General features: G+C 55.7%; 21 protein-coding genes. 9 read left to right on the top strand and 12 right to left on the bottom strand.

The window, feature by feature from the left end; all coding sequences use genetic code 11:
• The first annotated feature begins 147 nt into the window (after positions 1 to 147).
• Positions 148 to 1,527, top strand: coding sequence for a cation:proton antiporter (locus ABWQ15_RS13030; RefSeq protein ID WP_353909208.1), 1,380 nt, complete (start codon positions 148 to 150; stop codon positions 1,525 to 1,527).
• 77 nt (positions 1,528 to 1,604) lie between these two features.
• Here ABWQ15_RS13030 and ABWQ15_RS13025 read toward each other — a convergent pair whose 3' ends face one another.
• The 3 genes from ABWQ15_RS13025 to ABWQ15_RS13015 all read right to left on the bottom strand — a co-directional run bounded on the left by ABWQ15_RS13025 (position 1,605) and on the right by ABWQ15_RS13015 (position 4,243).
• Complete coding sequence (locus tag ABWQ15_RS13025; protein ID WP_353909207.1) at positions 1,605 to 3,491, bottom strand: heavy metal translocating P-type ATPase; 1,887 nt, start codon at positions 3,489 to 3,491, stop codon at positions 1,605 to 1,607.
• A 106-nt stretch (positions 3,492 to 3,597) separates the two neighbouring features.
• Positions 3,598 to 3,816: a cation transporter gene (locus tag ABWQ15_RS13020; RefSeq protein ID WP_353909206.1), complete on the bottom strand. Its 219-nt coding sequence runs from the start codon at positions 3,814 to 3,816 to the stop codon at positions 3,598 to 3,600.
• A 64-nt stretch (positions 3,817 to 3,880) separates the two neighbouring features.
• Complete coding sequence (locus tag ABWQ15_RS13015) at positions 3,881 to 4,243, bottom strand: ArsR/SmtB family transcription factor (RefSeq protein ID WP_353909205.1); 363 nt, start codon at positions 4,241 to 4,243, stop codon at positions 3,881 to 3,883.
• Between the two features lie 153 nt (positions 4,244 to 4,396).
• Between ABWQ15_RS13015 and ABWQ15_RS13010 the strand changes: the two genes are divergently transcribed.
• The 4 genes from ABWQ15_RS13010 to ABWQ15_RS12995 all read left to right on the top strand — a co-directional run bounded on the left by ABWQ15_RS13010 (position 4,397) and on the right by ABWQ15_RS12995 (position 7,258).
• Positions 4,397 to 4,801, top strand: a complete 405-nt coding sequence (locus ABWQ15_RS13010; RefSeq protein WP_353909204.1) for a PaaI family thioesterase — start codon at positions 4,397 to 4,399, stop codon at positions 4,799 to 4,801.
• A 240-nt stretch (positions 4,802 to 5,041) separates the two neighbouring features.
• On the top strand, positions 5,042 to 6,253 hold the full coding sequence (gene hemW, locus ABWQ15_RS13005; RefSeq protein WP_353909203.1) for a radical SAM family heme chaperone HemW: 1,212 nt from the start codon (positions 5,042 to 5,044) through the stop codon (positions 6,251 to 6,253).
• 119 nt (positions 6,254 to 6,372) lie between these two features.
• A complete protein-coding gene (locus ABWQ15_RS13000; RefSeq protein ID WP_353909202.1) occupies positions 6,373 to 6,714 on the top strand; it encodes a hypothetical protein in 342 nt (113 codons plus the stop codon).
• Between the two features lie 121 nt (positions 6,715 to 6,835).
• Entirely contained in the window at positions 6,836 to 7,258 is a 423-nt protein-coding gene (locus tag ABWQ15_RS12995; protein ID WP_353909201.1) for a hypothetical protein, read from the top strand.
• Positions 7,259 to 7,313: 55 nt separating this feature from the next.
• Here ABWQ15_RS12995 and spoIIP read toward each other — a convergent pair whose 3' ends face one another.
• The 5 genes from spoIIP to ABWQ15_RS12970 all read right to left on the bottom strand — a co-directional run bounded on the left by spoIIP (position 7,314) and on the right by ABWQ15_RS12970 (position 13,485).
• Positions 7,314 to 8,480: a stage II sporulation protein P gene (spoIIP, locus tag ABWQ15_RS12990; protein WP_353909200.1), complete on the bottom strand. Its 1,167-nt coding sequence runs from the start codon at positions 8,478 to 8,480 to the stop codon at positions 7,314 to 7,316.
• Between the two features lie 102 nt (positions 8,481 to 8,582).
• Positions 8,583 to 9,209 carry a TatD family nuclease-associated radical SAM protein gene (locus ABWQ15_RS12985; RefSeq protein WP_353909199.1) on the bottom strand — a complete coding sequence of 209 codons (627 nt, stop codon included), beginning with the start codon at positions 9,207 to 9,209 and terminating at the stop codon, positions 8,583 to 8,585.
• A 5-nt stretch (positions 9,210 to 9,214) separates the two neighbouring features.
• On the bottom strand, positions 9,215 to 9,982 hold the full coding sequence (locus tag ABWQ15_RS12980; RefSeq protein WP_353909198.1) for a TatD family hydrolase: 768 nt from the start codon (positions 9,980 to 9,982) through the stop codon (positions 9,215 to 9,217).
• Positions 9,983 to 10,059: 77 nt separating this feature from the next.
• A complete protein-coding gene (gene metG, locus ABWQ15_RS12975) occupies positions 10,060 to 12,021 on the bottom strand; it encodes a methionine--tRNA ligase (protein ID WP_353909197.1) in 1,962 nt (653 codons plus the stop codon).
• Between the two features lie 99 nt (positions 12,022 to 12,120).
• On the bottom strand, positions 12,121 to 13,485 hold the full coding sequence (locus ABWQ15_RS12970; protein ID WP_353909196.1) for an MATE family efflux transporter: 1,365 nt from the start codon (positions 13,483 to 13,485) through the stop codon (positions 12,121 to 12,123).
• 151 nt (positions 13,486 to 13,636) lie between these two features.
• Here ABWQ15_RS12970 and ABWQ15_RS12965 point away from each other — a divergent pair, with 151 nt between their 5' ends.
• A complete protein-coding gene (locus tag ABWQ15_RS12965) occupies positions 13,637 to 14,389 on the top strand; it encodes an exodeoxyribonuclease III (RefSeq protein WP_353909195.1) in 753 nt (250 codons plus the stop codon).
• A gap of 31 nt (positions 14,390 to 14,420) precedes the next feature.
• Here the strand turns inward: ABWQ15_RS12965 and gpr are convergent, their stop codons facing one another.
• Positions 14,421 to 15,317, bottom strand: a complete 897-nt coding sequence (gene gpr, locus ABWQ15_RS12960) for a GPR endopeptidase (RefSeq protein WP_353909194.1) — start codon at positions 15,315 to 15,317, stop codon at positions 14,421 to 14,423.
• 193 nt (positions 15,318 to 15,510) lie between these two features.
• On the opposite strand from gpr, the gene rpsT reads away from it, so the two are divergent.
• From rpsT to rnhA, 3 genes are all read left to right on the top strand, one after another.
• Positions 15,511 to 15,774 carry a 30S ribosomal protein S20 gene (gene rpsT / locus ABWQ15_RS12955; protein ID WP_040660521.1) on the top strand — a complete coding sequence of 88 codons (264 nt, stop codon included), beginning with the start codon at positions 15,511 to 15,513 and terminating at the stop codon, positions 15,772 to 15,774.
• Between the two features lie 390 nt (positions 15,775 to 16,164).
• Entirely contained in the window at positions 16,165 to 18,087 is a 1,923-nt protein-coding gene (locus tag ABWQ15_RS12950; RefSeq protein WP_353909193.1) for an NAD(+) synthase, read from the top strand.
• A gap of 33 nt (positions 18,088 to 18,120) precedes the next feature.
• Positions 18,121 to 18,558: a ribonuclease HI gene (gene rnhA, locus ABWQ15_RS12945; protein WP_353909192.1), complete on the top strand. Its 438-nt coding sequence runs from the start codon at positions 18,121 to 18,123 to the stop codon at positions 18,556 to 18,558.
• 66 nt (positions 18,559 to 18,624) lie between these two features.
• On the opposite strand, the gene gyrA is transcribed toward rnhA, so the two are convergent.
• The 3 genes from gyrA to remB all read right to left on the bottom strand — a co-directional run bounded on the left by gyrA (position 18,625) and on the right by remB (position 23,613).
• A complete protein-coding gene (gyrA, locus tag ABWQ15_RS12940; protein ID WP_353909191.1) occupies positions 18,625 to 21,186 on the bottom strand; it encodes a DNA gyrase subunit A in 2,562 nt (853 codons plus the stop codon).
• A gap of 15 nt (positions 21,187 to 21,201) precedes the next feature.
• Entirely contained in the window at positions 21,202 to 23,154 is a 1,953-nt protein-coding gene (gyrB, locus tag ABWQ15_RS12935) for a DNA topoisomerase (ATP-hydrolyzing) subunit B (protein ID WP_353909190.1), read from the bottom strand.
• Positions 23,155 to 23,346: 192 nt separating this feature from the next.
• Positions 23,347 to 23,613: an extracellular matrix regulator RemB gene (gene remB, locus ABWQ15_RS12930; protein ID WP_353909189.1), complete on the bottom strand. Its 267-nt coding sequence runs from the start codon at positions 23,611 to 23,613 to the stop codon at positions 23,347 to 23,349.
• Positions 23,614 to 23,627: the final 14 nt, after the last annotated feature.

The raw sequence follows: 23,627 nt of genomic DNA, 5'->3' as shown, positions 1-23,627 counted from the left end.
CGAAGATGCGAAACACTCGAACCATTCTGACCCAAACGGCGACATAATCGGAATGCGGTGTTTGAAAAGCCACGGCAGAGCATTTTGAGGCGTCTCATCCCCCGCACATGCTGCCGGAAAGCGGCAATTCGGATAAGAGGTATTGTTATGGAATCCTATCAGTATGTGTTTGACGTCGCCATCATTATCCTGGTGACAAAAATTTTCGGCATTGTGTCAAAGCGGGTGGATATGCCCGAGGTGGTCGGCTCTTTGATCGCAGGGCTGCTTCTGGGCCCCAGTGTTTTGAATCTGGTGCAGCCCAGTGACTTTCTCTCCATGCTGTCGGAGTTAGGCGTTATCATGCTGATGTTCAGCGCGGGACTGCAAACAGATTTCGCCGAGCTTAAAAAATCCGGCAAGGCCGCGTTTTTTATCGCTTTGATCGGCGTGCTGGTCCCGCTGGGGGGCGGCTACGCATTGGCGGCGGCATTCAACAGCGGCGGCGACCCACTGAAAAATCTATTCGTTGGTACCGTGTTTACCGCTACCTCTGTCTCCATCAGCGTGGAGACGCTGAAGGAACTTGGAAAGCTCTCTACCCGCTCCGGCAATGCGATTTTGGGTGCGGCGCTGATCGACGATGTACTGGGTCTGATTCTGCTGACGCTGATCACCAGCGCATCCATCGGTGGTGTCAGCCTCTGGGTGGTGTTGGCAAAGATTACGGCGTTCTTCGCAGTGACGGCGGGAATGGGATACTTTCTTCACAAGGGTATTCAGAAGTGGATGGCCTCCGCGCGCTGGAACCGCAAGCGATTTGCCGTGATATCGGTGGCGTTCTGCTTTTTCTATGCCTTTGTGGCTGAAACAGTTTTCGGCGTGGCAGATATCATCGGCGCGTTCTGCGCGGGACTTATTATCTCCCACACCGCCCGGGCGATTTATGTACAGTCTCAGTGCGAAACGCTGTCCTATATGTTTCTCTCCCCCATCTTTTTTGCCAGCGTTGGACTAAAGGTGGTTCTGTCTTCCATGAATGCGGAAGTCATCATGCTGTCGGTGATTTCCATCTTAATGGCCATTATTACCAAGGTTGTCGGCTGCGGTCTGGGCGCAAAGCTGTTCCACTACACCAACGCGGAAAGCTTGAGGATTGGTATTGGCATGATATCCCGCGGAGAAGTCGCGCTGATCGTGGCCAACAAGGGTATCGCCAGCGGGATGATGGACTCCGTGTTCCTGGCGCCGATGATTCTGATGGTGGTGGCCTCCACCATTGTGACGCCTATTTTGCTTCGGGCCGTTTATCCCAAAAACCCGGAAAAGGATTACAGCGATATCGTCCACAGCGACCTGGTGGAAAACTTCCAGGAGGCCAGACAGTTTGATCAGGCTGCCCAGTCCATGCTGGAAATGCATAACCAGCTCCATGGCAATGATCCCAGCGGGTTCAGACAAAAGACTAAGGGTGGGACTGCTCCCTCCGGCGGCAAAGCGAGTGCCGGAGCAGAGCAGAACGGCTCAAAGGATTCTGACAAAACCTGAATCGTCTTATAAAGACTATATACGGAAAAGCACCGGCCCCGGAATTATCCAGGGCCGGTGCTTGCGCCATAGCCGCCTTATTGGTCGAATTGCCGGACTCGCATGGCTCTCATGGCGTTCAAAATTGCAAGGAATGCCACGCCCACATCCGCAAACACGGCTTCCCACATGTTTGCCATGCCAAAAGCGCCCAAAACCAGCACCAGCGCTTTCACACTCAGCGCAAGGACAATGTTCTGGCGGACGATGTGCAGTGTCTTGCGGGAAATTCGTATGGCAGTGGCGATCTTGTCCGGTCGGTCGTCCATCAGCACCACATCCGCCGCCTCAATGGCCGCGTCGGCGCCCATGGCGCCCATGGCAATGCCGATATCGGCGCGGGTCAGGACCGGCGCGTCGTTGATCCCGTCACCCACAAAGGCCAGCTTTCCGCTTTCGCTTTTGAGAAGGCTCTCCGTCAAATTCACTTTGTCGGCGGGCAGAAGCTCCGCGTGGAATTCATCCACACCCAGCTCCTTGGCCACGGCTTCCGCCACCGCCTTTGCGTCTCCGGTAAGCATCACGGTCTTTTTGACGCCGTTGGCCTTTAAATCCGCAATGGCCGCTTTTGCTTCCGGCTTTACTTCATCCGAAATCACAATGTGTCCGGCGTAAAACCCGTCCGCCGTCACATGGACGATGGTGCCGGGCAGCTCACAGGGAAGCCACTTCACATTCTCCCGCTCCATCAGCCGCGCGTTGCCCACGCAGACTCTGCGGCCATTGACTTTCGCCCGGACGCCATGCCCGGAGATCTCCTCCACCTCCTCAGCCCGGGACTCCTCCATCCGGTCCGGGCAGGCCGCCCGCAGGGATTTGGAGATGGGGTGGTCGGAAAATTGCTCTGCCAGGGCCGCCCATTCCAGCACCTGTTCTTTGGAATATCCCTCCTCGGGGTGAATGGCGGTGACGGAGAAGGTACCCTTTGTCAGCGTGCCGGTCTTGTCGAAAACCACGGTCTGCGTCTCGGCGAGAGCCTCCAGATAGTTTCCGCCCTTTACCAGAATGCCGCATCTGGACGCGCCACCTATACCGCCGAAAAAGCTGAGCGGTACGGAGATCACCAGCGCGCAGGGGCAGGAGATCACCAGAAAGATCAGCGCCCGGTGGAGCCAATCACTCCACACCGTCCCATAGAGAAACGCCGGCGGGGAGGAAAGGACTGCCAATGCCAGCGTGGGCAGCAGGAACAGCAGCGCAGCCGCAATCACCACGCAGGGAGTGTAGTACCGGGCAAAGCGGGTGATGAAGTCCTCGCTGCGTGACTTTCGCTCTCCTGCGTTTTCCACCATTTCCAGAATTTTTGAGACCGTGGACTCTCCGGCAGGTTTCGTCACCCGGACACGAAGCACGCCCCGTTGATTCACACAGCCGCTGAGAATGGGATCGCCCACGGCGACATCCCGGGGAACCGCTTCGCCGGTAAGCGCGGCAGTATCCAGCGTGGATGTCCCGTCGATAACCACGCCGTCCAGAGGGACCCGTTCGCCCGGCTTTACCACAACGGTTTCCCCCACGGCCACGTCTTCCGGGTCCTGTGTGGTAATCACGCCGTCCCGCTCCACATTGGCGCTGTCGGGCCGGATGTCCATAAGGGACGCGATAGACTGCCGGGACTTGCCCACCGCATAGTCCTGAAACAGCTCTCCCACCTGATAGAACAGCATGACGAACACGGCTTCGGCGTATTCGCCGGTGCCAAAGGCACCCACCGTGGCGAGGGCCATCAGGAAGTTTTCATCAAAAACCTGTCCTCTTGCGATGTTGCGCACGGCCTTCCACAGGATATCCCAGCCAATCATTGCATAGGGGACCAAATAGCACAGTGCCTGTGCGAGTCCCGTCAGCGGCAGGAAACGGACAACGATCAGCAATCCGGCCGCGGTCAAAATGCGAATCAGCATTTTCTTTTGTTTTTTACTCATACAAACGCTCCCTTTTCCGGCCGCGCCGTTAACGCAGAACCGCGATACCCGCGTGGATAAATCGCAGGCCCCGGCGACCCGGTCCCAGAATATCCTTTTTATCCCATCAGCGATTGATCACACAGTCCGGTTCCACCTTTTGGCAAACCCGGACCACCTCGTCTAAAATTGCGTCGATCCGGGCGTCGTCCGCATCCAACGTCAACTTCTGCGCCATAAAGCTGACAACGGCGTCGTTGACGCCGTCAATCTTTTTGATGGCGTCCTCCATTTTCGCCGCGCAGTTGGCACAGTCCAAATCAGTAAGTGTAAAACGCTTTTTCATAAAAAAACCCTCCGAACATGTATTTTTCAGTTTCACCTGAGCGGATGCGGTGCAGGATTCGAACTCACTCCGAGACATGCTCCATTCCCTGGTCAATGATGGTTTGCACATGGCTGTCCGCCAGGGAGTAAAACACGGTTTTTCCCTCTCGGCGGGACTTTACCAGCCGCGCGTTCTTCAGTGCCTTCAGCTGGTGTGAAATGGCGGATTGGGTCATCCCCAGTAAGGCCGCAATGTCGCATACGCACATCTCCGACGCGGAGAGCACGTACAGAATGCGGATTCTCGTGGAGTCCCCGAAAATTCGGAATAACTCCGTCAGGTCGTAAAGCGTGTCCTCGCTGGGCAGCTCGCTCCGGACCTTTTTTACGAGATCCTCATGAACATTGACAAGATCGCAGATGTCGGCGTTATAGCGGTCTTCCATGCAGCAGTCCTCCTTCGTATGAACAGTTGAACGATTGTTCATATGTTCATTATATCCCGTCTGCTCCGTTTGTCAACCCTTTTTACAAAGGTGTGGAAAAAAATTTTGAAATGTGATAAACTAGTTTAAATATAAAAAATGAGGAGAAAACCTATGCCAACACTGGAAGAGATCAAAAACAGACGACTCAATCTAAACCGCTTTATGACTTTCAATTTTATTGAACTGAGTGTTCTGGAACTGGACCGGGCGGAGTGTCGCCTGACGCTGCGGCCTGAGAGCACAAATCCCAGCGGAATGCTCCATGGCGGCGCGCTGTATACCATGGCGGACAGCACTGCCGGTTCCGCCGCTCACTCCGACGGGCGCATCTACGTGACCCAGGACAGCTCCATGAATTATCTGTCCAACATCAAAGAGGGAACTGCGGTGGCCGTCGGGACCGTGGTGCATCGGGGGAAAACAACCTGCCTTGTCAATGTGGATATTACCGCCGAGGCAACAGGCAAGCTGATGGCCACCGGGAGATTTACGTTTTTTTGTGTCGGCACGGAGTGATCCGTTCATACAGAATATAGAGCGCCCGCGGACAATCCATGTTCGCGGGCGCGTTTTCCGGCACGACTTTCGCGAGGGCGTGAATATTCGTCCCCGTCAATTACATGCAACGCCTTGAATGAAGAAAGGCGCTATGGTAAACTGAGAAAATATGGGAGCCACACCACCTTGCAAAACAGGCTTGAACCATATAGAATATTCTCACGCGTGTATTTTTACCTTCGAAGGAGGCCACCCGCCTTGAAAAAAGAAGAAAAAAGTCTGGGCCTTTACGTCCACATACCCTTCTGCGCAAAAAAATGCGACTACTGCGATTTTTACTCTCTGCCTGGCATGGAGAGTCGGATAGATGCTTACGTACAGGCGTTGGAGACGCAATTGGTTGAAATCTCTCCCCGTGCGAACCACCATCTGGTGGACAGCGTGTATTTTGGCGGCGGTACGCCGTCGCTGCTTGGCAGCAAGCGGCTTGTGCGTCTTTTAAAGACCATTCAAAAAAAATATCACGTCGCAAAGGACGCAGAGATCACGCTGGAGGCCAATCCGGAGTCCGCCGGGGACTTTAAAGAGCTGCGCGCCCTGCGCAGGGCCGGGTTTAACCGGCTGAGTCTTGGGATGCAATCCGCGGACGACAACGAACTGCGCGCCATTGGCCGCATTCACACCGCCGCCCAAGTGAAAACAGCGGTAGAGGCCGCTCGAAAGGCCAAATTTTTAAACTTGTCACTGGACCTGATTTACGGTCTTCCGGGGCAGTCTATGGAGACCTGGCAAAAAAACCTGACCGCTGCCGTGGACCTGGCTCCGCAGCACCTGTCCTGCTACGGACTGAAGGTAGAGGATGGAACGCCGCTCTTTCAGCGGCGGGACAGCGAGCACTTTCCGGACGACGAGGCGCAGGCTGAGATGTATCTCTGGACTGTGGACTACCTCCACCGCCACGGATTTTTTCAGTATGAGATCTCGAATTTTGCCCGGACGGGCTTTGAGTCCCGGCACAATCTGAAATACTGGACACTGGGGGAATATGCGGGCTTCGGTCCCGGCTCCCACTCGGACTTTGGCAGCGTGCGATACGCCTACGAAAAGGATCTGGAGCGTTACATCGCGGGGGTCAAGGCGGGCGGGCCGCTTCTTTCGGAAAACGAGCGCATTCCGCCGCTGGATCGGGACACGGAGTGGCTTATGCTGGGTCTGCGCACCGTCTGGGGTTTGGATCCCAAGGTGTTTGAAAAACAGTTTCGCCGCCGGTTCGATTGCTTTGTGCCCTTTTTGGAGGAATGCCGTCAGGCGGGCTACGCCGTGGAGGAAGACGGCCGGTGGCATCTGACGCCGAAGGGCTTCCTCGTCTCCAATCAGATCATCGGCGGAATGCTAGACGCCCTTGGAGCGGACAAAAAGCGCCGGGAGGAGGCCCGAGCCAGAGGAGATTTCCGTGTGGATCTGGGGTGAGGACGACGGAAATACTCGCTTTTTTCTTGCGGCACCCGACAACCAAATGCGATCTTGTAGATGCCCTTGGAATAAATATACGCAAAATTACAGCCCCGATTTATTAAGGAGGCGCTATTTTGAATATATTGTGGCTTTCCAGATTTCTTTTTGCAAATGTTTTAACAGGAGATATGGTGTTTGTTACGCGCTTTTTGTTCTTCTTACTACTTGGTATTAATATCAGACTATTTCTCTCAACGAAAAGAGCATTTCACATTCTATCAGCAGGTATGGTCATCGGGTGGCTTGTCTGTGAAATTTTTGCAGACATCGGTGCTTCTTCTATAGATATAGATTTCGGAATATTCTTTTTTGGTCTTGTCTTTCATGGTGGACAGTTCTTTTTGCAAAGTGGTATTGGCTTTTTTACTTGCCACGCTGTCTGCCTTCTTTTACACAGACGAAAGCTGATGGAATAATGTGCAAAATCTTTTCAGAACATTCTGATAACAACCGTATTAGATCGGGGATTCCGCTTTTCTTATTAAGACCGTCTCAAATTTAGACATATATTCTGTTAGAACAACCGGGAGGAATCTTATGCGGCAGCTTACTTTTTTCCAGCGGCTCGGACCCATCGGTATGCTGGCCCTGCTTCATCTGATTGGACTGGCAGAGGCGATTTTACCTACGCTGGCCCGTGGCGAAGAGGCAGACGCCCCTCTGGAAGCACTACTTTTCCAGTTTTGGGTGATCGTCTTCAATATCTGCTTTTTTTTGGTTCGCCGCTATATTTTTGCAGACGGCACCAGGGCCACGGGGAAAGCGCCCGCTCTCCGTCCGGGATGCCGGAAATGGTTTACGGGCTTTTCTGTATTGCAGTTCGCGTTCAGCATGCTGGTGCTGGGCTGGCTGGCCGTGCTGGGCGGATTCGGCTGGCTGGCTGCGGAAGCGGTTTTGACCCTTATAAAGGTTCAGCTGGTTCTGCGGGGGAATCGTCTGTTTCGCGACTGCGGAGAATAGAGCCGCTCTTAAATCGCGCAGGCCCGCCCTCGGAGTGTCCCGGGGCGGGCTTGCTTTACTTGCTTTTTTCCTGCAAAAATTCTCCCATTTCCCGTGCAAACAGCTTTCCGGACAGGGCGGCTTCCTCCGGGGAATTTCCGGCGGCGCCTATTTCTAGCAGGAGGGACCCGGTGGTGGCTTGCTGATTATAGCGGGAATTCCGCAGAAGGATGGGACGCAGCATTGTGGGATATAGCTGGGTGATATCCTGCTGTAAGGCCACGGCAAGCTTGAGATTCTCCATCCAGTTGGGATGAGGCAGGCCGCTGCCGTCGCTGCCCACGACGATGGTCACCTGAGCGGCGTTTCCCGCGCCTTTCACAGGGGAGATCACCTTGTACTCGTTGCCATCCGTGTCTTCGATGGCGTCCCGGTGGACATCCAGAATGAAGTGGATGGATGGGTACTGGGTGAGATAACTCTTAATGGCCTTCAGCGACCGGTCGTAGGACCCGGAATAGGAGGGGTAGTCGTACAGCGTCCGGTCGTGGAGCACGGAGATTCCCAGCTCTCCAAAGGTCTGGGCCATCACGTCCCCCACGGCTACCACGTTGTACCGGGTGTCCGTGGTGCGGTGATTTCCGGAATAGGTCACCTCCACACCCGGCGCAGGGGTGTAGGCCTCGCTGCCGTGGGTGTGCATAATCAAAATCTGAGGCTCCTCGTCGGTCAGCCCCGCGTCAAAGGGTGCTGTCAAATCCTGAATGGTCAGGGCATGCTCGGTGCTGTTGGTAATATACACCTTTCCGCTGACTGTGTATCCCTCGTTGCCGGTAGGAACCAGCGTTTTGGAGGGGACCCCGTTATCCGGAATATTTTCCGTGGGGAGTGGGGTCGTGTCCAGCGGCGTCTCCTCCACTGGGGTCTGCTGCACCGGCTCCTGGGGCGTATCCGGAATCTCTGTGGACAGCAGCTTTGCCACGGTCTCCCTTGCCGAAAGCAGCAGGGGAGATTCCGCAATGGTCATCACGGCAGCAGGAGACAATCCGTCTTCCGGTCCCAGATCTCCCAACTCCCATTGAAGGGCCGACAGCGGAACCGAAATCTCACGCCGCAGGGCAGAGACCGCGGATATGACCGTGTCGCTTCCGGCAGTGACCGCCACACCCCACAGCGTACATACTGCCAGCCCCATGGCCCCCAGCCGTCGGGGGCCGTTTCGCTTTTTTACGGCCGTGTTCATTTGCATCACCTCATGGGACAACCTATGCACTAGGAACGTAAAAAAGAAGCGCCGGCCCACTTTTCAGCAGGCCGACGGTTTTTATTTTCAGCAATCGCGCGTTCAGTCTTCGATATATTTCCGCACCCGGTACGTCGCCCCGATCTCATCCTCGCAGATACGGCGGCAGTTCTCAATCTCCTCCTTGGGGATGGTGTCCACCACGGTCATCATCACCTTGGGTACGTACCTGCAGAGCTCCCTGGAAAAGTCCTTCATGGCCTGATAGGAACCGCTCTGCTGAGGGTGGCACAGCGCGTCATATTTCTCCGCCGTATCCGTGTTCAGAGAAATGGAAACCATGTCAAACCGCCCGGCAAACTCCGGAGTGATATCCCGGCCATGGATGAGATTCCCGGTTCCATTGGTGTCCATCCGGGTAAAAATTTTCGTTCCGTGCTCCTTCATCCGGTCGATTACCCAGCAGATGTCCTCCATGCGATAGCTGGGTTCTCCAAAGCCGCAGAACACCAGCTGGGCATACCGGCTCAGATCCCGCTTTTCAATATCCGCCAGAATCTCCTCCCGGGTAGGCTCCCGCTCCAGCCACAGGTTGTGTGTATAGATGCTGCCGCCGCCCTTGTTGTGCCGCAGGCAGAACTCACAGTTGAAGTTGCAGCGGTTGGTGGTGTTCACATACAGATTTCCGCCGTATTCATAGGTAATGGTAAAGCCCTTTTTCTGTTCCATCGCGTTTAAACCTCGATTCCAAATAATCGTTTTCCGTTTTCCATGGCAATTCGCGCCAGCTTGTCCGGGTCCACATTTTTCCATGTCCCCAGCATCGCGGCGATATACGGCAGATTCCGGCTGTCATTCCGCCTTCCCCGGTTTGGAACAGGGGAGAGGTAGGGGGAGTCCGTCTCCAGCAGGATTCGCTCCGGCGGCGTCACCTCCGCCACCTCACGGGCCTTCCGGGCGTTTTTATAGGTAATGGGCCCGTCAAAGCCCAGGTACCAGCCCCGTTCCAGAAGAATCTGCGCCATTTCTGCGCTGCCGGAATAACAGTGGAACACGCCCCGGACTTCCGGGTATTCCTCCACAATGGCAAGGCTGTCTCCGTGGGCGTCCCGGTCGTGGACGATCACCGGCAGATCAAGCTCCCCGGCAAGCTCCAGCTGAAGGCGGAAAAGTTCCTGCTGAAACGCCTTGGGTGGGTTCGTATCCCAGTGATAATCCAGCCCGATCTCCCCAATGGCCACCGTTTTCGGATGGGCGGCCAGCTTCCGAATTACCTCCAGCTCCGCCCGGCCGCAGCCTTGGCAGTTTTCCGGGTGAAGGCCCACGGCTGCGTAGACATGGGAGAACCTCTCCGCCAGCGCCACGGCGGCCCGGGAGGATTCCACGTCGCAGCCGGGATCAATTACAAGGCCCACGCCAAATTCCGGCAGGGCGGAGAGCAGCGCGTCCCGGTCCGCTTCAAAGGCCGCGTCGTCATAATGGGCATGGGTGTCAAAATACATGGGGGCAATCCTCTCAGAACGAATATGCAGCAGGGAACCGCAGCGGTTCCCTGCTGCTCTTCTATTTTTTCAGGCGGTCAGCAGAGCTTCGCACCGGCGGGAATGGCGTCGTCCACGATCAGCAGGTGCAGACACTCCTCGCCCCGTTCGGTGTGGACAGCGGAGATCAGCATTCCGTTGGAATCAATGCCCATCATCTTCCGGGGAGGCAGGTTCACGATGGCCACCAGCGTCTTGCCCACCAACTCCTCCGGCTGATACCATTTGTGAATGCCGGAGAGAATCTGCCGGTCCGTGCCGGTGCCGTCGTCCAACGTGAATTTCAGCAGCTTGTCGGACTTTTTCACCGCCTCGCAGGCTTTCACCTTCACGGCCCGGAAGTCAGACTTGCAGAAGGTGTCAAAGTCCACGGTTTCCGTCAGCTGGGGTTCCCGCTCAATGGCGGGACGGGCGGCCTTTCTGGCGGCCTCCTGCAGCGCGTCCAACTCCTGAAGCTCCTTCTCCACATCGATGCGGGGGAAGATGTTCTCGCCCTTGTGGACCTTGGCGTCGGCAGGAAGCACTCCCCATTTTGCGGCGCTGTCCCAATCGGTCATCTCGGCGGAAGCGCCGATCTGGTCGAATATCTTGGCGCAGCTGTCGGGAGTGAACGGCACGAGAAGGGTACCGCAGATGCGCAGCGTCTCCAGCAAGTTGTACATGACCCGGGCAAGGCGGGGCTTTTTTGCCTCGTCCCTGGCCAGCACCCAGGGGGCCGTCTCGTCGATATATTTGTTGGCGCGGGAGATCACCTTGAAGGTTTCGTCAAGTCCGTTCTGCATCTGGAATTTTTCCATCTGCGCCTCGTACTTATCCCGCAGAGCGGACGCCTGCGCGATCAGCTCGCCGTCCATGGGGTCCGCCTCCTGAACCGCCGGGAGCTGTCCGCCGAAATATTTTTCCACCATGGCGGTGGTGCGGGAGAGAAGATTTCCAAGATCGTTGGCAAGATCCGTGTTGATGCACTGGATTAAAAGCTCGTTGGAGAAGTTTCCGTCCTGTCCGAAGGGGAAGGAGCGCAGCAGGAAAAAGCGCAGGGCGTCGGTTCCGTACCGCTCCGCCAACAGATAGGGGTCCACCACGTTGCCCTTGGACTTGCTCATCTTGCCGCCGTCCAGCAGCAGCCAGCCGTGTCCGTAGACCTGCTTGGGCAGGGGCTCACCCAGACTCATCAGCATGGCGGGCCAGATGATGGAGTGAAAACGGACAATCTCCTTGCCCACAATGTTCACACCCGGCCACCATTTTTGATAGTCGTCATACTGGTCGTTGCCGTAGCCCAGTGCGGTAATATAGTTGCTCAGAGCGTCCACCCACACGTAAACCACGTGCTTGGGATCGAAATCCACGGGGATGCCCCAGGTAAAAGACGTACGGGAGACGCACAGATCCTCCAGACCCGGCTCAATGAAATTTTTCACCATCTCGTTGACACGAGAGCGAGGCTGGAGGAAGTCGGTATCCTCCAGCAGCGTGCGGATGCGGCCCGCGTACTTGCTCAGGCGGAAGAAATAAGCCTCCTCCTCAGCGTCCACCACGGGGCGGCCGCAGTCGGGGCAGCAACCGTCCTTGAGCTGACTCTCCGTCCAAAAGGACTCGCAGGGCGTGCAGTACTTACCCTTATAGGTGCCCTTGTAAATATCGCCGTTGTCGTACATCTTCCGGAAGATGTACTGGATGGATTTCACATGGTAATCGTCCGTGGTGCGGATGAACCGGTTGTTGGAAATATTCATCAGCTTCCACAGGTCCTTGACGCCCTTAGGTCCCTCGACAATCCGGTCCACGAATTCCTTGGGGGAGACGCCCGCCTCTTCGGCCTTTGTCTCGATTTTCTGTCCGTGCTCGTCGGTACCGGTTAAAAACATGACGTCATAGCCGTGGAGCCGCTTGTAGCGGGCGATGGCATCGGTGGCAACGGTGCAGTAGGTGTGGCCGATGTGCAGCTTGTCCGAAGGGTAATAGATGGGTGTGGTGATATAAAATCTCTCTTTTTCCATGGGCTTTTTCCTCCTTTTCCGTCCCCCGAATGAAAGGGGGCGGTCATAAATATCTGCAAGTTAAAAGTATATGCCAATCAACGAAAAATAACAACCAATTCAGGAATTTTCTTCCGCAAGGCTTCCCCGCCGTTTCCACCGTCCCGAAAAATAGTAGGCCGTACAGAGGATAAAACCGCCAGCCCAGCCGATGCCGAAACCATAAAACATCCGCTCCGGCCCAAATCGGTTTGCCAGATAATAGACCGCCGGAACGCGCATCACGATCATGGAGAGTACCGTGGTTGCCATGGGAAAGATGCTCTCACCCGCGCCGCGCATGGCACCGTTGAGGATATACATGGTACCGAACAGCACATAGGGCGGCATAATGGCCCGGATGTAATAGCCGCCGGCTTCCGCCACCGCCGCTTCGGGAGAAAACAGATGAAACAGCGCGTTTGACGCGGTCAAAAGCACCGCCGTCATGAAAAGACACCAGACCACGGTGGCAGTCACGGCAATCCTGACTCCGGTGCGCACCCGCTCCGGTTTCTTGGCGCCGGTATTCTGACCCACGAAGGCGGTGATGGAATTGGTGAGGGCCTGCACCGTAAGAAAAGCCATGCTGTCCAGCTTATTGCCCACGGTATACGCGGCGGTGTATGCCTTACCGAAGGTGTCGACCTTGCTCATCACCGCCATGACACCCAACGACACCAGCGACATCTGAATTCCCGCGGGAAGACCGATTCCCAGCACCTGCCGGAAAAGCGCCCTGTCGAAATGAAAGCAAAAGGGATGAATGGCAATCTGGGGGTATTTTCGATTGATATAGAAAAGGCCGAACAGCCACGAAAACGTCTGGGAAATGATGGTCCCCAGGGCAACGCCGGCAACGCCCATCCCGGCGTTCAAGACCAGAACAAGGTCCAGTATAATATTTAAAACGGCAGCCACTGCCAGAAATAAAAGGGTGGTGCGGCTGTTGCCGATGCCGTTCAAAATGCCCGCGTTGGTGTTGTACCCGATGGTCCCCACAAGTCCCGCGCAGACGATCATCATGTAAACCCATGCCTCATGATAGGCCGTCTGGTCCACCCGCAGCAAAAAGAGCAGCGGCTTCACCAGCAGCAGCGCCAGCACGGTCACCGGAACGGCGGATACGATGAAGGTCGTGTAAATCGTATCCACTGCGTCCCGCACCCGATCCATCTTTCCCGCGCCGTAATACTGGGAGATCACCACCGTTCCGCCGTTGGCAATTCCCATAAACAGTGAGGTAAACATAAAGATCACAGGAAACCCAACGCCCACGGCGGCCAACGCCGCGTCGCCCACGTAATTTCCCACCACCCAGGAATCCACCATGTTGTAAAGCTGCTGCAAAAAGCTTCCCAGCAGCAGTGGGAGGGCAAACAGAAAAATATGTCCGGCAGGGCTGCCCACCGTCATATTTCGGAGGCCCCGTTCCTCTCTCTTCATAAAATCTTCCATCCTTGCTCAACTTATAAGTTGTATCGCCTCCACTTTACTCCTTTTTTCTTTTTCCAGCAACGGTTTGGTGCAAAAAACATTGTGTTTTTCCCCCTGAGCGGGTAAACTGTGAAAAAACAAGTCAAAAGGGGAGGGCGCCATGAAACTGATTTCGTGGAACGTAAACGGCTTGCGGGCCTGTCTCGGAAAAGGTTTTCTTGCTTTTTGCAAATCAGCGGACGCGGATGTGATCTGCCTGCAGGAGACGAAGATGAAGCCGGAGCAGGCGGATTTTGATTTGCCGGACTATGAAAAATTCTGGAACAGCGCGGATAAGCCGGGCTATTCAGGAACGGCTGTGTTTACCCGCGTTTCACCGCTGAACGTGACCTATGACTTCGGCGGCGACGAACACCGCCATGAGGGCCGGGTCATCACCGCCGAATTTAAAGAATTTTATCTGGTCTGCTGCTACACGCCCAACGCGCAGGACGAGCTGAAGCGCATTGACTACCGTATGCGGTGGGAGGACGATTTCCGGGACTACCTGCAAGAACTGGACCGGGTAAAGCCGGTAATCCTGTGCGGGGACCTGAACGTGGCCCACCAGGAAATTGATCTCAAAAACCCAAAAACAAACCGGGGTCACGCGGGCTTTTCCGATCAGGAGCGAGGGAAGATGACGGAGCTGCTGCGCGCCGGTTTTTCCGACACCTTTCGGACACTGTATCCGGAAAAAATTGCTTACTCCTGGTGGAGCTACCGCTTCCGCGCGCGGGAGAAGAACGCAGGCTGGCGCATTGATTATTTTCTCGTCTCCCGGCGGCTTGAGGAAAAGGCAGCGGACTCCCTGATCTACGATCAGGTTTTCGGCAGCGACCACTGCCCGGTGGGGCTGGAGCTTATGCTTTAACGCAGACTGCTCCGGGTCTTTGCGTGGCGGTTTATCCCAGCAGAGCGGCCATATCCTCGATTTCCAGCTCCTGAAGCGCCCAGTTGACGCCGTAGCCCAGGACCCGGGACAGCTCCCGCACCTGAGCGTCAATGTCCCGGGGTGTCACGGTCATGGGCTGCTTACGGCTGCGCAGACGTTTTTCGTCGAACTCCGTCACGCCGGATTCCTCCAGCAGATCCGCCGCCAAAGTGGCGGCGTCCACCACCGTGGGGATGCCCACGGCAAAAACCGGTACGCCAAGAGACTCTTTGTTCAGCGCGGAGCGATGGTTCCCGACGCCGGAGCCTGGAACAATCCCGCTGTCGCTGAGCTGAACGGTGGCGCATACCCGCCCCGTCCGGCGGGAGGCCAGAGCGTCCACGGCGATGACAAAATCCGGCTCCACCTCCTTTACCAAGCCCCTCACCGCCTCCGCGGATTCCACGCCGGTGGTTCCCAGAACACCCACGGAAAACGCGGACACAGGCCGAAAGCCGCCAAACTGTTTGGGCATAGCCGCCCGCAGATGCCGGGTAATCAGCACGCTCTCCAGTGTCAGTGGCCCCACCGCGTCCGGCGTCATGGCCCGGTTTCCAAGGCCGATTACCAGCGCCGCCCCATCGCCGGGAAGCATTTGCTTCAGCTCCGCTCCAAGCGCCCGGACCGCCCGGTCGAAATAGTCTTCTTTTCTCTGCCAGTACGCCGTAAGGTCCAATGTCAAATACGTCCCAACCGGTTTACCAAGAGTCTGGGCTCCCTGATCGTCTAAAATCTCCACTTTTGTCACCGGGTATCCTTCCCGGCGGGACTTGCCCGCCTTGACCCCGGAGAGCTTTGAAGTCTTCTCCGCGCTTTCCTGCCACAGCTCCTGCGCCTCCAGCGCCAGATCCGTCCGTTTTGCGTACATTTCTATAAGCCGCCTCCCACTAAATGTTGTATCTTTGCGCTAGGTTTTCCGAAACCATACACAATATACAAAAAGTTGAGGTTTTTTTAGAAAAGGGCTTGCTTTTTGTGCGAAGAACTGTTAAAATATCATTCTGCACGGTGAGATTTCAAAATTCTCACGTATTTTTAAATTGCCAAAGGAGGTGTTTGGTTTGCCGAATATCAAGTCTGCCAAAAAGCGCGTTCTGATCGCCGAGGCGAGAAACGCCCGCAATAAGGCCGAGAAATCCGAGCTGAAGACTGCCATCAAGAAGTTCGAGGCTGTTGCCGCAGAAGGCAATCGCACCGAGGCCGATGGCGTGTATAAAGTCGCGGTAAAGAAAGTCGATCAGGCTGTTGCCAGCGGCGTTCTGCACAAGAATACGGCTGCGCGCCGCAAGAGCGCGATGACCCTGAAGCTGAACAAAATTGGCTGAGAACGAGACGTCCGCTTTTGCGGGCGTCTTTTTTTGCAAAAAGCTCGAAAAACCGTCTTTTTGGAAAAGTTTGTGTCTGCGCCAGAGAAGCACATTTTGTTTACAAACTGTTCATATCAAATGCACAATTCGGCCATTTTTTTCAGATATCTTAATAATCAGCAAAGGGGACTCCCACCCCGATGCGTTTTCTCCCTCCTAAAAACACACACAGCGAAAAAGACTGCTTCGGCAGTCTTTTTCGCTTTATTTATTTTCTAGGCCAACCAAAACATTCCGTTTCTTTCTTCAATTTATCCGCTTAGACCTTGGAGAATTTTTCAAATCTTGCGAAAAGTCCGTCCGTGGTATACTATATAAGAAAATGATTTTACTCAGGAGGCGTTTTGCATGAAAGACGGTTTTATTTCGGTCGCCTGCGGCAGTCCCAAAGTTCACCTGGCCGACTGCGCCCGCAATGCGGAGGAAACGTTTACCATGATGCGCAAGGCGGAGCAGGCGGGGGTCAGAGTTCTGGTCTTGCCGGAATTGGGACTGACAGGCTATACTTGCGGTGACCTCTTCTATCAGGACACCCTGCTGCGGGGGGCGGAACAGGCCCTTGCCACCGTGCTGGAGGCGACCCGGAATCTGGAGGTTGTAACTGCGGTGGGTCTGCCGGTGCAGTTCAAAAACAGATTGTATAATTGTGCCGCAGTTATACAAAAGGGAATGATTCTAGGTGTCGTGCCAAAGACGCACCTTCCTAATTACGGCGAGTTTTACGAGAAGAGGCAGTTCGCCCCGGCTCCGAGGGAGCTGTTTCATACGGTGAAGCTCTGCGGCAATGAGGTATTCTTTGGCCCGGAGATGTTATTTTCCTGCGAACAGCTCCCGGGCCTGACCCTTGGCTTTGAGATTTGTGAGGATCTGTGGGTTCCAAATTCCCCCTCCGTTGCCATGGCTCAGGCCGGGGCCACGATCATCGGCAACCTCTCCGCCAGCAATGATTTGGTTGGAAAGGACGTCTACCGCCGCCAGCTGGTGACCCTGCAGTCGGCAAAGCTACTGTGCGGCTATGTGTACGCCAGCGTGGGGGAGGGAGAGTCCACTTCCGATGTGGTCTTTGGCTCACACCAGCTGATTGCGGAAAACGGCGTGCTGCTGGCTGAAAAACGCTTTGAGGGCGGTTTGCTGATCTCGGAGATTGACGTGCAGCGCCTTTGCTACGAGCGGCGGCGCACGCAGGAAATGCCGGAGATGGAGAACGCTGACGGACCGATGACGGTTTCCTTCTCTCTGACTTCGGAGCGAACCAAGCTCACCCGCTACGTGGCGCCTATGCCTTTCGTACCAGAGGGGAAGGAGGACCGGGACGCTCGCTGCCGGGAAATCCTGCTGATCGCGTCCCTGGGCCTCAAGCAGCGGCTGGAGCATACCGGTGCCAAGACCGCCGTGGTGGGCCTGTCCGGCGGTCTTGATTCCACGTTGGCGGTTCTCATCACGGGCCTTGCCATGAAGATGTGCAACAAGCCCATGACAGACATCGTGGCGGTGACCATGCCCTGCTTTGGCACCACGGACCGGACAAAAAACAACGCGGTGATCCTGGCGGAACGGTTAGGGGCCACACTGAAAACCGTGGACATTTCCGCCACCGTCCGCAGCCATTTCCGGGACATCGGACATGACATGGCGGATCATTCCGTCACCTTTGAGAACGGACAGGCCCGAGAGCGGACGCAGGTTTTGATGGACGTTGCCAATCAGACCGGCGGACTTGTCATCGGCACCGGGGATCTGAGTGAGCTGGCTCTTGGCTGGTGCACCTACAACGGCGACCACATGAGCAATTATGCCGTCAATGCCTCCATCCCCAAGACGCTGGTGCGACATCTGGTGGCCTACCTGGCTAAGGACAACCGAGATAAGGACGAGGACTTAACCGGCGTTTTAGAGGACATTCTGGATACGCCCGTATCTCCGGAACTGCTTCCGGCTGTGCAGGGAAACATCTCCCAGAAGACGGAGGACCTGGTGGGTCCCTATGAACTCCACGACTTTTTCCTGTACTACTTTCTGCGCTGGGGCTTTGGCCCGGGGAAGATCTATCGTCTGTCCATCTATGCCTGGGGCAAAAAGTATGACCGCACTGTCATTTTGAAATGGCTGCGGACGTTTTACCGTCGGTTTTTCTCTCAGCAGTTCAAGCGGAACTGTCTGCCCGACGGGCCGAAGGTCGGCTCTGTGGCGGTATCGCCCCGGGGTGACTGGCGGATGCCCAGCGACGCGAAAATCGCGCTGTGGCAGACAGAGCTGGATGCGCTGGAATAAAAAGGCGACGCCGCGAGCGGGGAGGGAGCATTCATGAAAACGGTCACGATCTACACCGACGGCGCCTGTTCCGGCAATCCCGGTCCCGGCGGCTGGGGAGCCGTGCTTCTGTACGGTGCGCACCGCCGGGAGCTGTCCGGCGGGGAGGCGGCCACCACCAACAACCGCATGGAGCTGACCGCCGTCATCGAGGCGCTGTCGCTTTTAAAGGAACCCTGCACGGTGGAGCTCTGGAGCGATTCAAAATACGTCATTGACGGTCTTTCCAAGGGATGGGCAAGGGGCTGGCAAGAACGGGGTTGGATCAAGTCCGACAAAAAACCCGCCCTCAATCCCGACCTGTGGGAACGGCTGTTGGCTCTGACGGACACCCATACCCTTCACTATCACTGGGTCAAGGGCCACGCGGACACCGCCGATAACAACCGCTGCGATGAACTGGCTGTCTCTGAGAGCAGAAAATTTAAGTGAGATTCCGTATTTAATGCAACAGAAAAAGCTCCAAATGCCCTTGGGCATTTGGAGCTTTATTGTTTTTTATGCTTCCGGCTCTTCGGGCGCTGTGCCAACAGAGGACTCCGTTTCTTCCATCGCCTCTGTATTCTCCATCGTCTCCGCTTCCTCAGAAGACTCTGTGTCCTCTTTGTCCGTCAGCGCCATGGAAATCACCTGGTCGCCATCCTCTTTAAACCGCATGACAATGACGCCCTGTGTGGCCCGGCCCGCCACGCGGATGCTGTCCACCGGCGTCCGGATTAGAATACCGCTTTGGGTGACCAGAAGCAGATCCTCGTTGCCGTCCACCACCTTAACTCCTACCACCGGGCCAGTCTTTTCCGTCACCAGATAGTTTTTAATGCCGATACCGCCCCGGTTTGTAATGCGGTAATCCTCTACGGAGGTTCGCTTGCCGTAGCCTTTTTCCGTGATCGAAAGAACCGTCATCTCCGGAGTTGCCCGAGCGGCGGCCACCACATAGTCGCCCTGACGCAGGCGGATACCGCGAACGCCAACAGCGTCCCGGCCCATGGGCCGCACATCGGTCTCCTCAAAGCAGCAGGCCATTCCGTCATGGGTGGCGATCAGAATTCTCTGGCTGCCGTCCGTCTCCCGGACGGTAATGAGCTGATCGCCCTCGTCCATACGCAGGGCGCGGATGCCGTTGTTACGGAGATTTTTCAGTGTGCTGGCGGGCAGACGCTTTACCGTGCCGTTTCGGGTCACCATGAACAAAAACCGGCCGTCGTCCTCAATGGATCGGGTGTGAATCATGGTCTGGACCCGCTCGCCCTGCTCGATCTGAAGAATGTTGATCAGGTTTGTGCCCTTGGCGGTCTTTCCGGATTCGGGGATTTGATAACCCTTCTTTCGATAGACCTTTCCGGTATCGGTAAAGAAGAGAATATAGTCGTGGGTGGAGGCGGTGAACACGTCCACCACCACGTCCTCGTCCCGGGTGGTAATTCCTTTTTTACCCATACCGCCCTTGGACTGGGCGGAATACTCGCTGACCGCTGTCCGCTTAATATACCCCGCCTCTGTGAGGGTGAAGACACACTCCTCCTCCTCGATCAGATCTTCGATGTCGATTTCATCCTCCAAATCCTGTATCTCGGTTTTACGGTCGTCCCCGAATTTCTCGGCGATCGCCGTCAATTCTTCCTTCAATACGGCGCGAATCATTTCGTTGGAAGCCAGGAGCTTTTCAAAGTAATTGATTTTCTCCTCCAGCTCCTTGTACTCCGTCTCCAGCTTTTCCCGATTTAGTCCCTGGAGGGCAATCAGGCGCATATCGCAGATGGCCTGGGCCTGAACATCGTCCAGACCAAACTTTTCCATCAAATTCTGCTTTGCGTTGTCATAGCTGCTGCGAATGACCTTGATGACCTCGTCGATGTGGTCCTGGGCAATCAGCAGTCCATCCAGAAGATGGGCGCGTTCCTGAGCCTTTTTTAAATCGTAACGCGTCCGGCGAACGATCAGCTCCTCCTGGAACTTCAGATATTCGTCAATGATATGCCGCAAAGACAGAATTTTCGGTTGAGACTGGTTATCCACCAGCGCCAGCATATTGATAGCAAAGCTGGACTGCAGCTGCGTCTGAGAGAACAGGCGGTTCAGCACCACCTGGGGATTGGCGTCCCGCTTTAGCTCGATGACCACCCGCATACCGTTTCGGTCGGACTCATCCCGGATGTCGGAAATACCCTCCAGCCGCTTGTCCTCCACCTGTTCGGCCATATTCTTGATCAGCATGCGCTTATTGACCTGATAGGGAATCTCCGTCACCACAATGCGGGTTCGGTCCTTGCCGAACTCCTCAAATTCCGTCCGGGCGCGGATGACCACCCGGCCACGGCCCGTGGCGTAAGCGGCGCGAATGCCGCTGCGGCCCATGATGATGCCTCTGGTTGGGAAATCCGGTCCCTTGATATATTGCATCAGGTCGGCAAGCTGCGCCTCCGGGTCGTCCAGCACATGGACGCAGGCATTGATCACCTCCCTCAGATTATGAGGAGGAATGTTGGTGGCCATACCCACGGCGATACCGCTGGAGCCGTTGACCAGCAGATTGGGGAAACGGGCAGGCAGAACACGGGGTTCTTTACGCGTTTCGTCAAAGTTGGGGTCCCAGTCCACAGTTTCCTTGTCTATATCCCGGAGCATTTCCTCGGAAATCTTGGAAAGGCGCGCCTCCGTATAACGGTACGCGGCAGGCGGGTCTCCGTCAATGGAACCGAAGTTGCCGTGACCGTCCACCAGCATGTAGCGCATGGAAAAGTCCTGCGCCAGACGCACCAGCGCGTCGTATACAGATTGATCTCCGTGAGGGTGGTAGCGTCCCAGAACATCGCCGACGGCGGTGGCGCACTTGCGGAAAGCCTTTTCATAGGTCAGCCCGTCTTCATACATGGCGTACAAAATGCGGCGGTGCACCGGCTTCAAGCCGTCACGCACATCGGGGAGGGCGCGGCCGACAATGACGCTCATAGCATACTCGATATAAGATTTCTGCATCTCTGTAACGAGGGGAGACTGTTCAATTTTCTGGTTGGGGAACCGAATCTCCTCGGGATCGTATTGCGGTTTCTTACTCATTTCGGTTCTCCCTCCTTAATAGTCCAGATTGACCGCGTATTTCGCGTTCTTCTCGATAAATTCCTTTCGCGGCTCCACCTTTTCACCCATCAGGATGGAAAACGTCTCGTCGGCGGCCACGGCATCGTCCAGCGTAATGCGGCGCAGGGTCCGTTTTTCCGGGTCCATGGTGGTCTCCCACAGCTCGTGGGGGTTCATTTCGCCAAGGCCCTTATACCGGCTGATATCAATTTTGGCATTGGGATTGTCCTGCCGCATCTCCAATGAAAGGAGTCGGCTTTCTTCCTCGGTATAGGCAACCCGGGAGGTCTTTCCCCTCGTCAGCTTAAACAGGGGAGGGACTGCGGCATAAACGTATCCATGCTCCACCAAGGGCCGCATAAAGCGGAAAAAGAAGGTCAGCAGCAGTGTGCGGATATGGGAGCCATCCACATCGGCATCGGCCATAATCACAATTTTGTGATAGCGTAGCTTTGCCGGATCAAACTCCTCACCGATGCCCGCGCCCAGAGCAGTGATGACCGGCTGGAGCTTGTCGTTGCCGTACACCTTATCTGCACGGGCTTTTTCCACGTTCAGCATCTTGCCCCACAGCGGCAGGATCGCCTGAAAGCGGGAGTCCCGTCCTTGGGTGGCGGAGCCGCCTGCGGAGTCACCCTCAACGATATAGATTTCGGTGAGCTCCGGGTTTGCCTCGTTGCAGTCCCGCAGCTTGTCCGGCATGGCGGCTCCGCCCAGGGCGGTCTTGCGTCGGATGGATTCCCGGGCCTTTCGGGCAGCTTCCCGCGCGCGGTTTGCGGTGAGGGACTTATCCAGAATCATGCGGCCCACCTGAGGGTTTTCTTCCAGATAGGTCTCCAGCTTGTTGGACACAAGATTGTTTACCAGCGTGCGGATTTCGCTGTTGCCCAGCTTTGCCTTCGTCTGCCCCTCAAACTGAGCGTCGGTCAGCTTCACGGAAATCACACAGGTAAGCCCCTCACGGCAATCCTCGCCGGAAACCTTATCCGCATCCTTCAGCATACCGATCTTTTTGCCGTAAGCATTTAGAACGTTGGTGAGCGCCCGCTTAAACCCTTCCTCGTGCATACCTCCCTCGGGGGTATGAATGTTGTTGGCAAAGGAAAAAATTGTCTCGTTATACCCGTCGTGATACTGCATGGCAATCTCCGCCATGGAGTCGTCCTTGCTGCCCGCCATATAGATCACGTCGGAATGAATGGGGTCCTTGGTCCGATTCATCCAGGCGACGAATTCCCGGATACCTCCTGCATAGTGCATCTCGTCGGACTGCTCCCGGCCTTCCCGCAGGTCCACGGTTTTGATTTTCAATCCGGCATTCAAAAACGCCTGCTCCCGCATGCGGGTATGAAGAATCTCGTAATCATAGTCCGTGGTATCCCGAAATATTTCAGGGTCTGGTTTAAAGGTGACGGTGGTACCCATGTAATCACTGGTTCCTACCACCTTTATCTCCTGCGTAATCGCACCGCGGGAAAATTTCATCTCGTAGATCTGGCCGTCCTTATGAACCTGAACCACGAGCCACTCCGACAGCGCGTTGACCACGCTGGCGCCCACGCCGTGTAGGCCGCCGGAGACCTTGTAGCCTCCGCCGCCAAACTTGCCGCCGGCATGCAGTACGGAGAACACAACCTCCAGAGCCGGACGACCGGTCTGGGACTGGATATCCACGGGAATGCCGCGGCCGTTGTCCACCACGGTAATGGTCCCATCGGCATTGATCTGCACCAGAATTTCCGTGCAGTACCCCGCCAGCGCTTCATCGATGGCATTGTCTACGATCTCATACACCAAGTGGTGCAGGCCCGAAGACGATGTGGACCCAATATACATGCCGGGGCGCTTACGGACGGCCTCCAGACCCTCCAGAACCTGAATTTCCGAGGCGTCATACTCGTTTTCCGCGCCTACCGCGGTGGAGTTCATTGTTTCTGTTTCTGCCATTGGGTTTCTCCTTCCGTGTACAAGGCAAAGAGAGCCGGGCCCGCAAATTTGCAGGCCCGCTTCTCCCTGCCTTTGTTTGAACTTTTTGAAAAGACGCTTTATTGGGTATTCATGAGCGCCGTTCCGATGACTGACACAATTTTCAGCCATCAAAGGTATTGAAGAAAACAGCTTAAATGCTGCTTTTTACGGTCACAGCTCCAGCGTTAAGCTTTCCATTCTCTTTTGCAGGGTAGCAGAGCTGAGCTGGGACAGATAGACGATCTGAGGGTGATAGGGGTGATCACAGACCACAAAGGACTTTGGAAGATCGCCGGATACGTCCAGCACCACCCCCTCCGTCTCCGCTTTGGAGAGGTATTCCCGGGTCCGCTTTTCATAGCTGCATTTGTCCAGATCAAAAATGCCGACCACACGTTTTTCGGGGACAATTTCATTTTGACCGATATGGAGATACACGCCGCGTGCCTCCT

Origin of the sequence: Oscillibacter sp., assembly GCF_040505565.1 — a bacterium.
Taxonomy (GTDB): domain Bacteria; phylum Bacillota; class Clostridia; order Oscillospirales; family Oscillospiraceae; genus Oscillibacter.
Note: the sequence above shows the minus strand (reverse complement) of the source record. Positions and strands in the feature narration are given on the sequence as shown.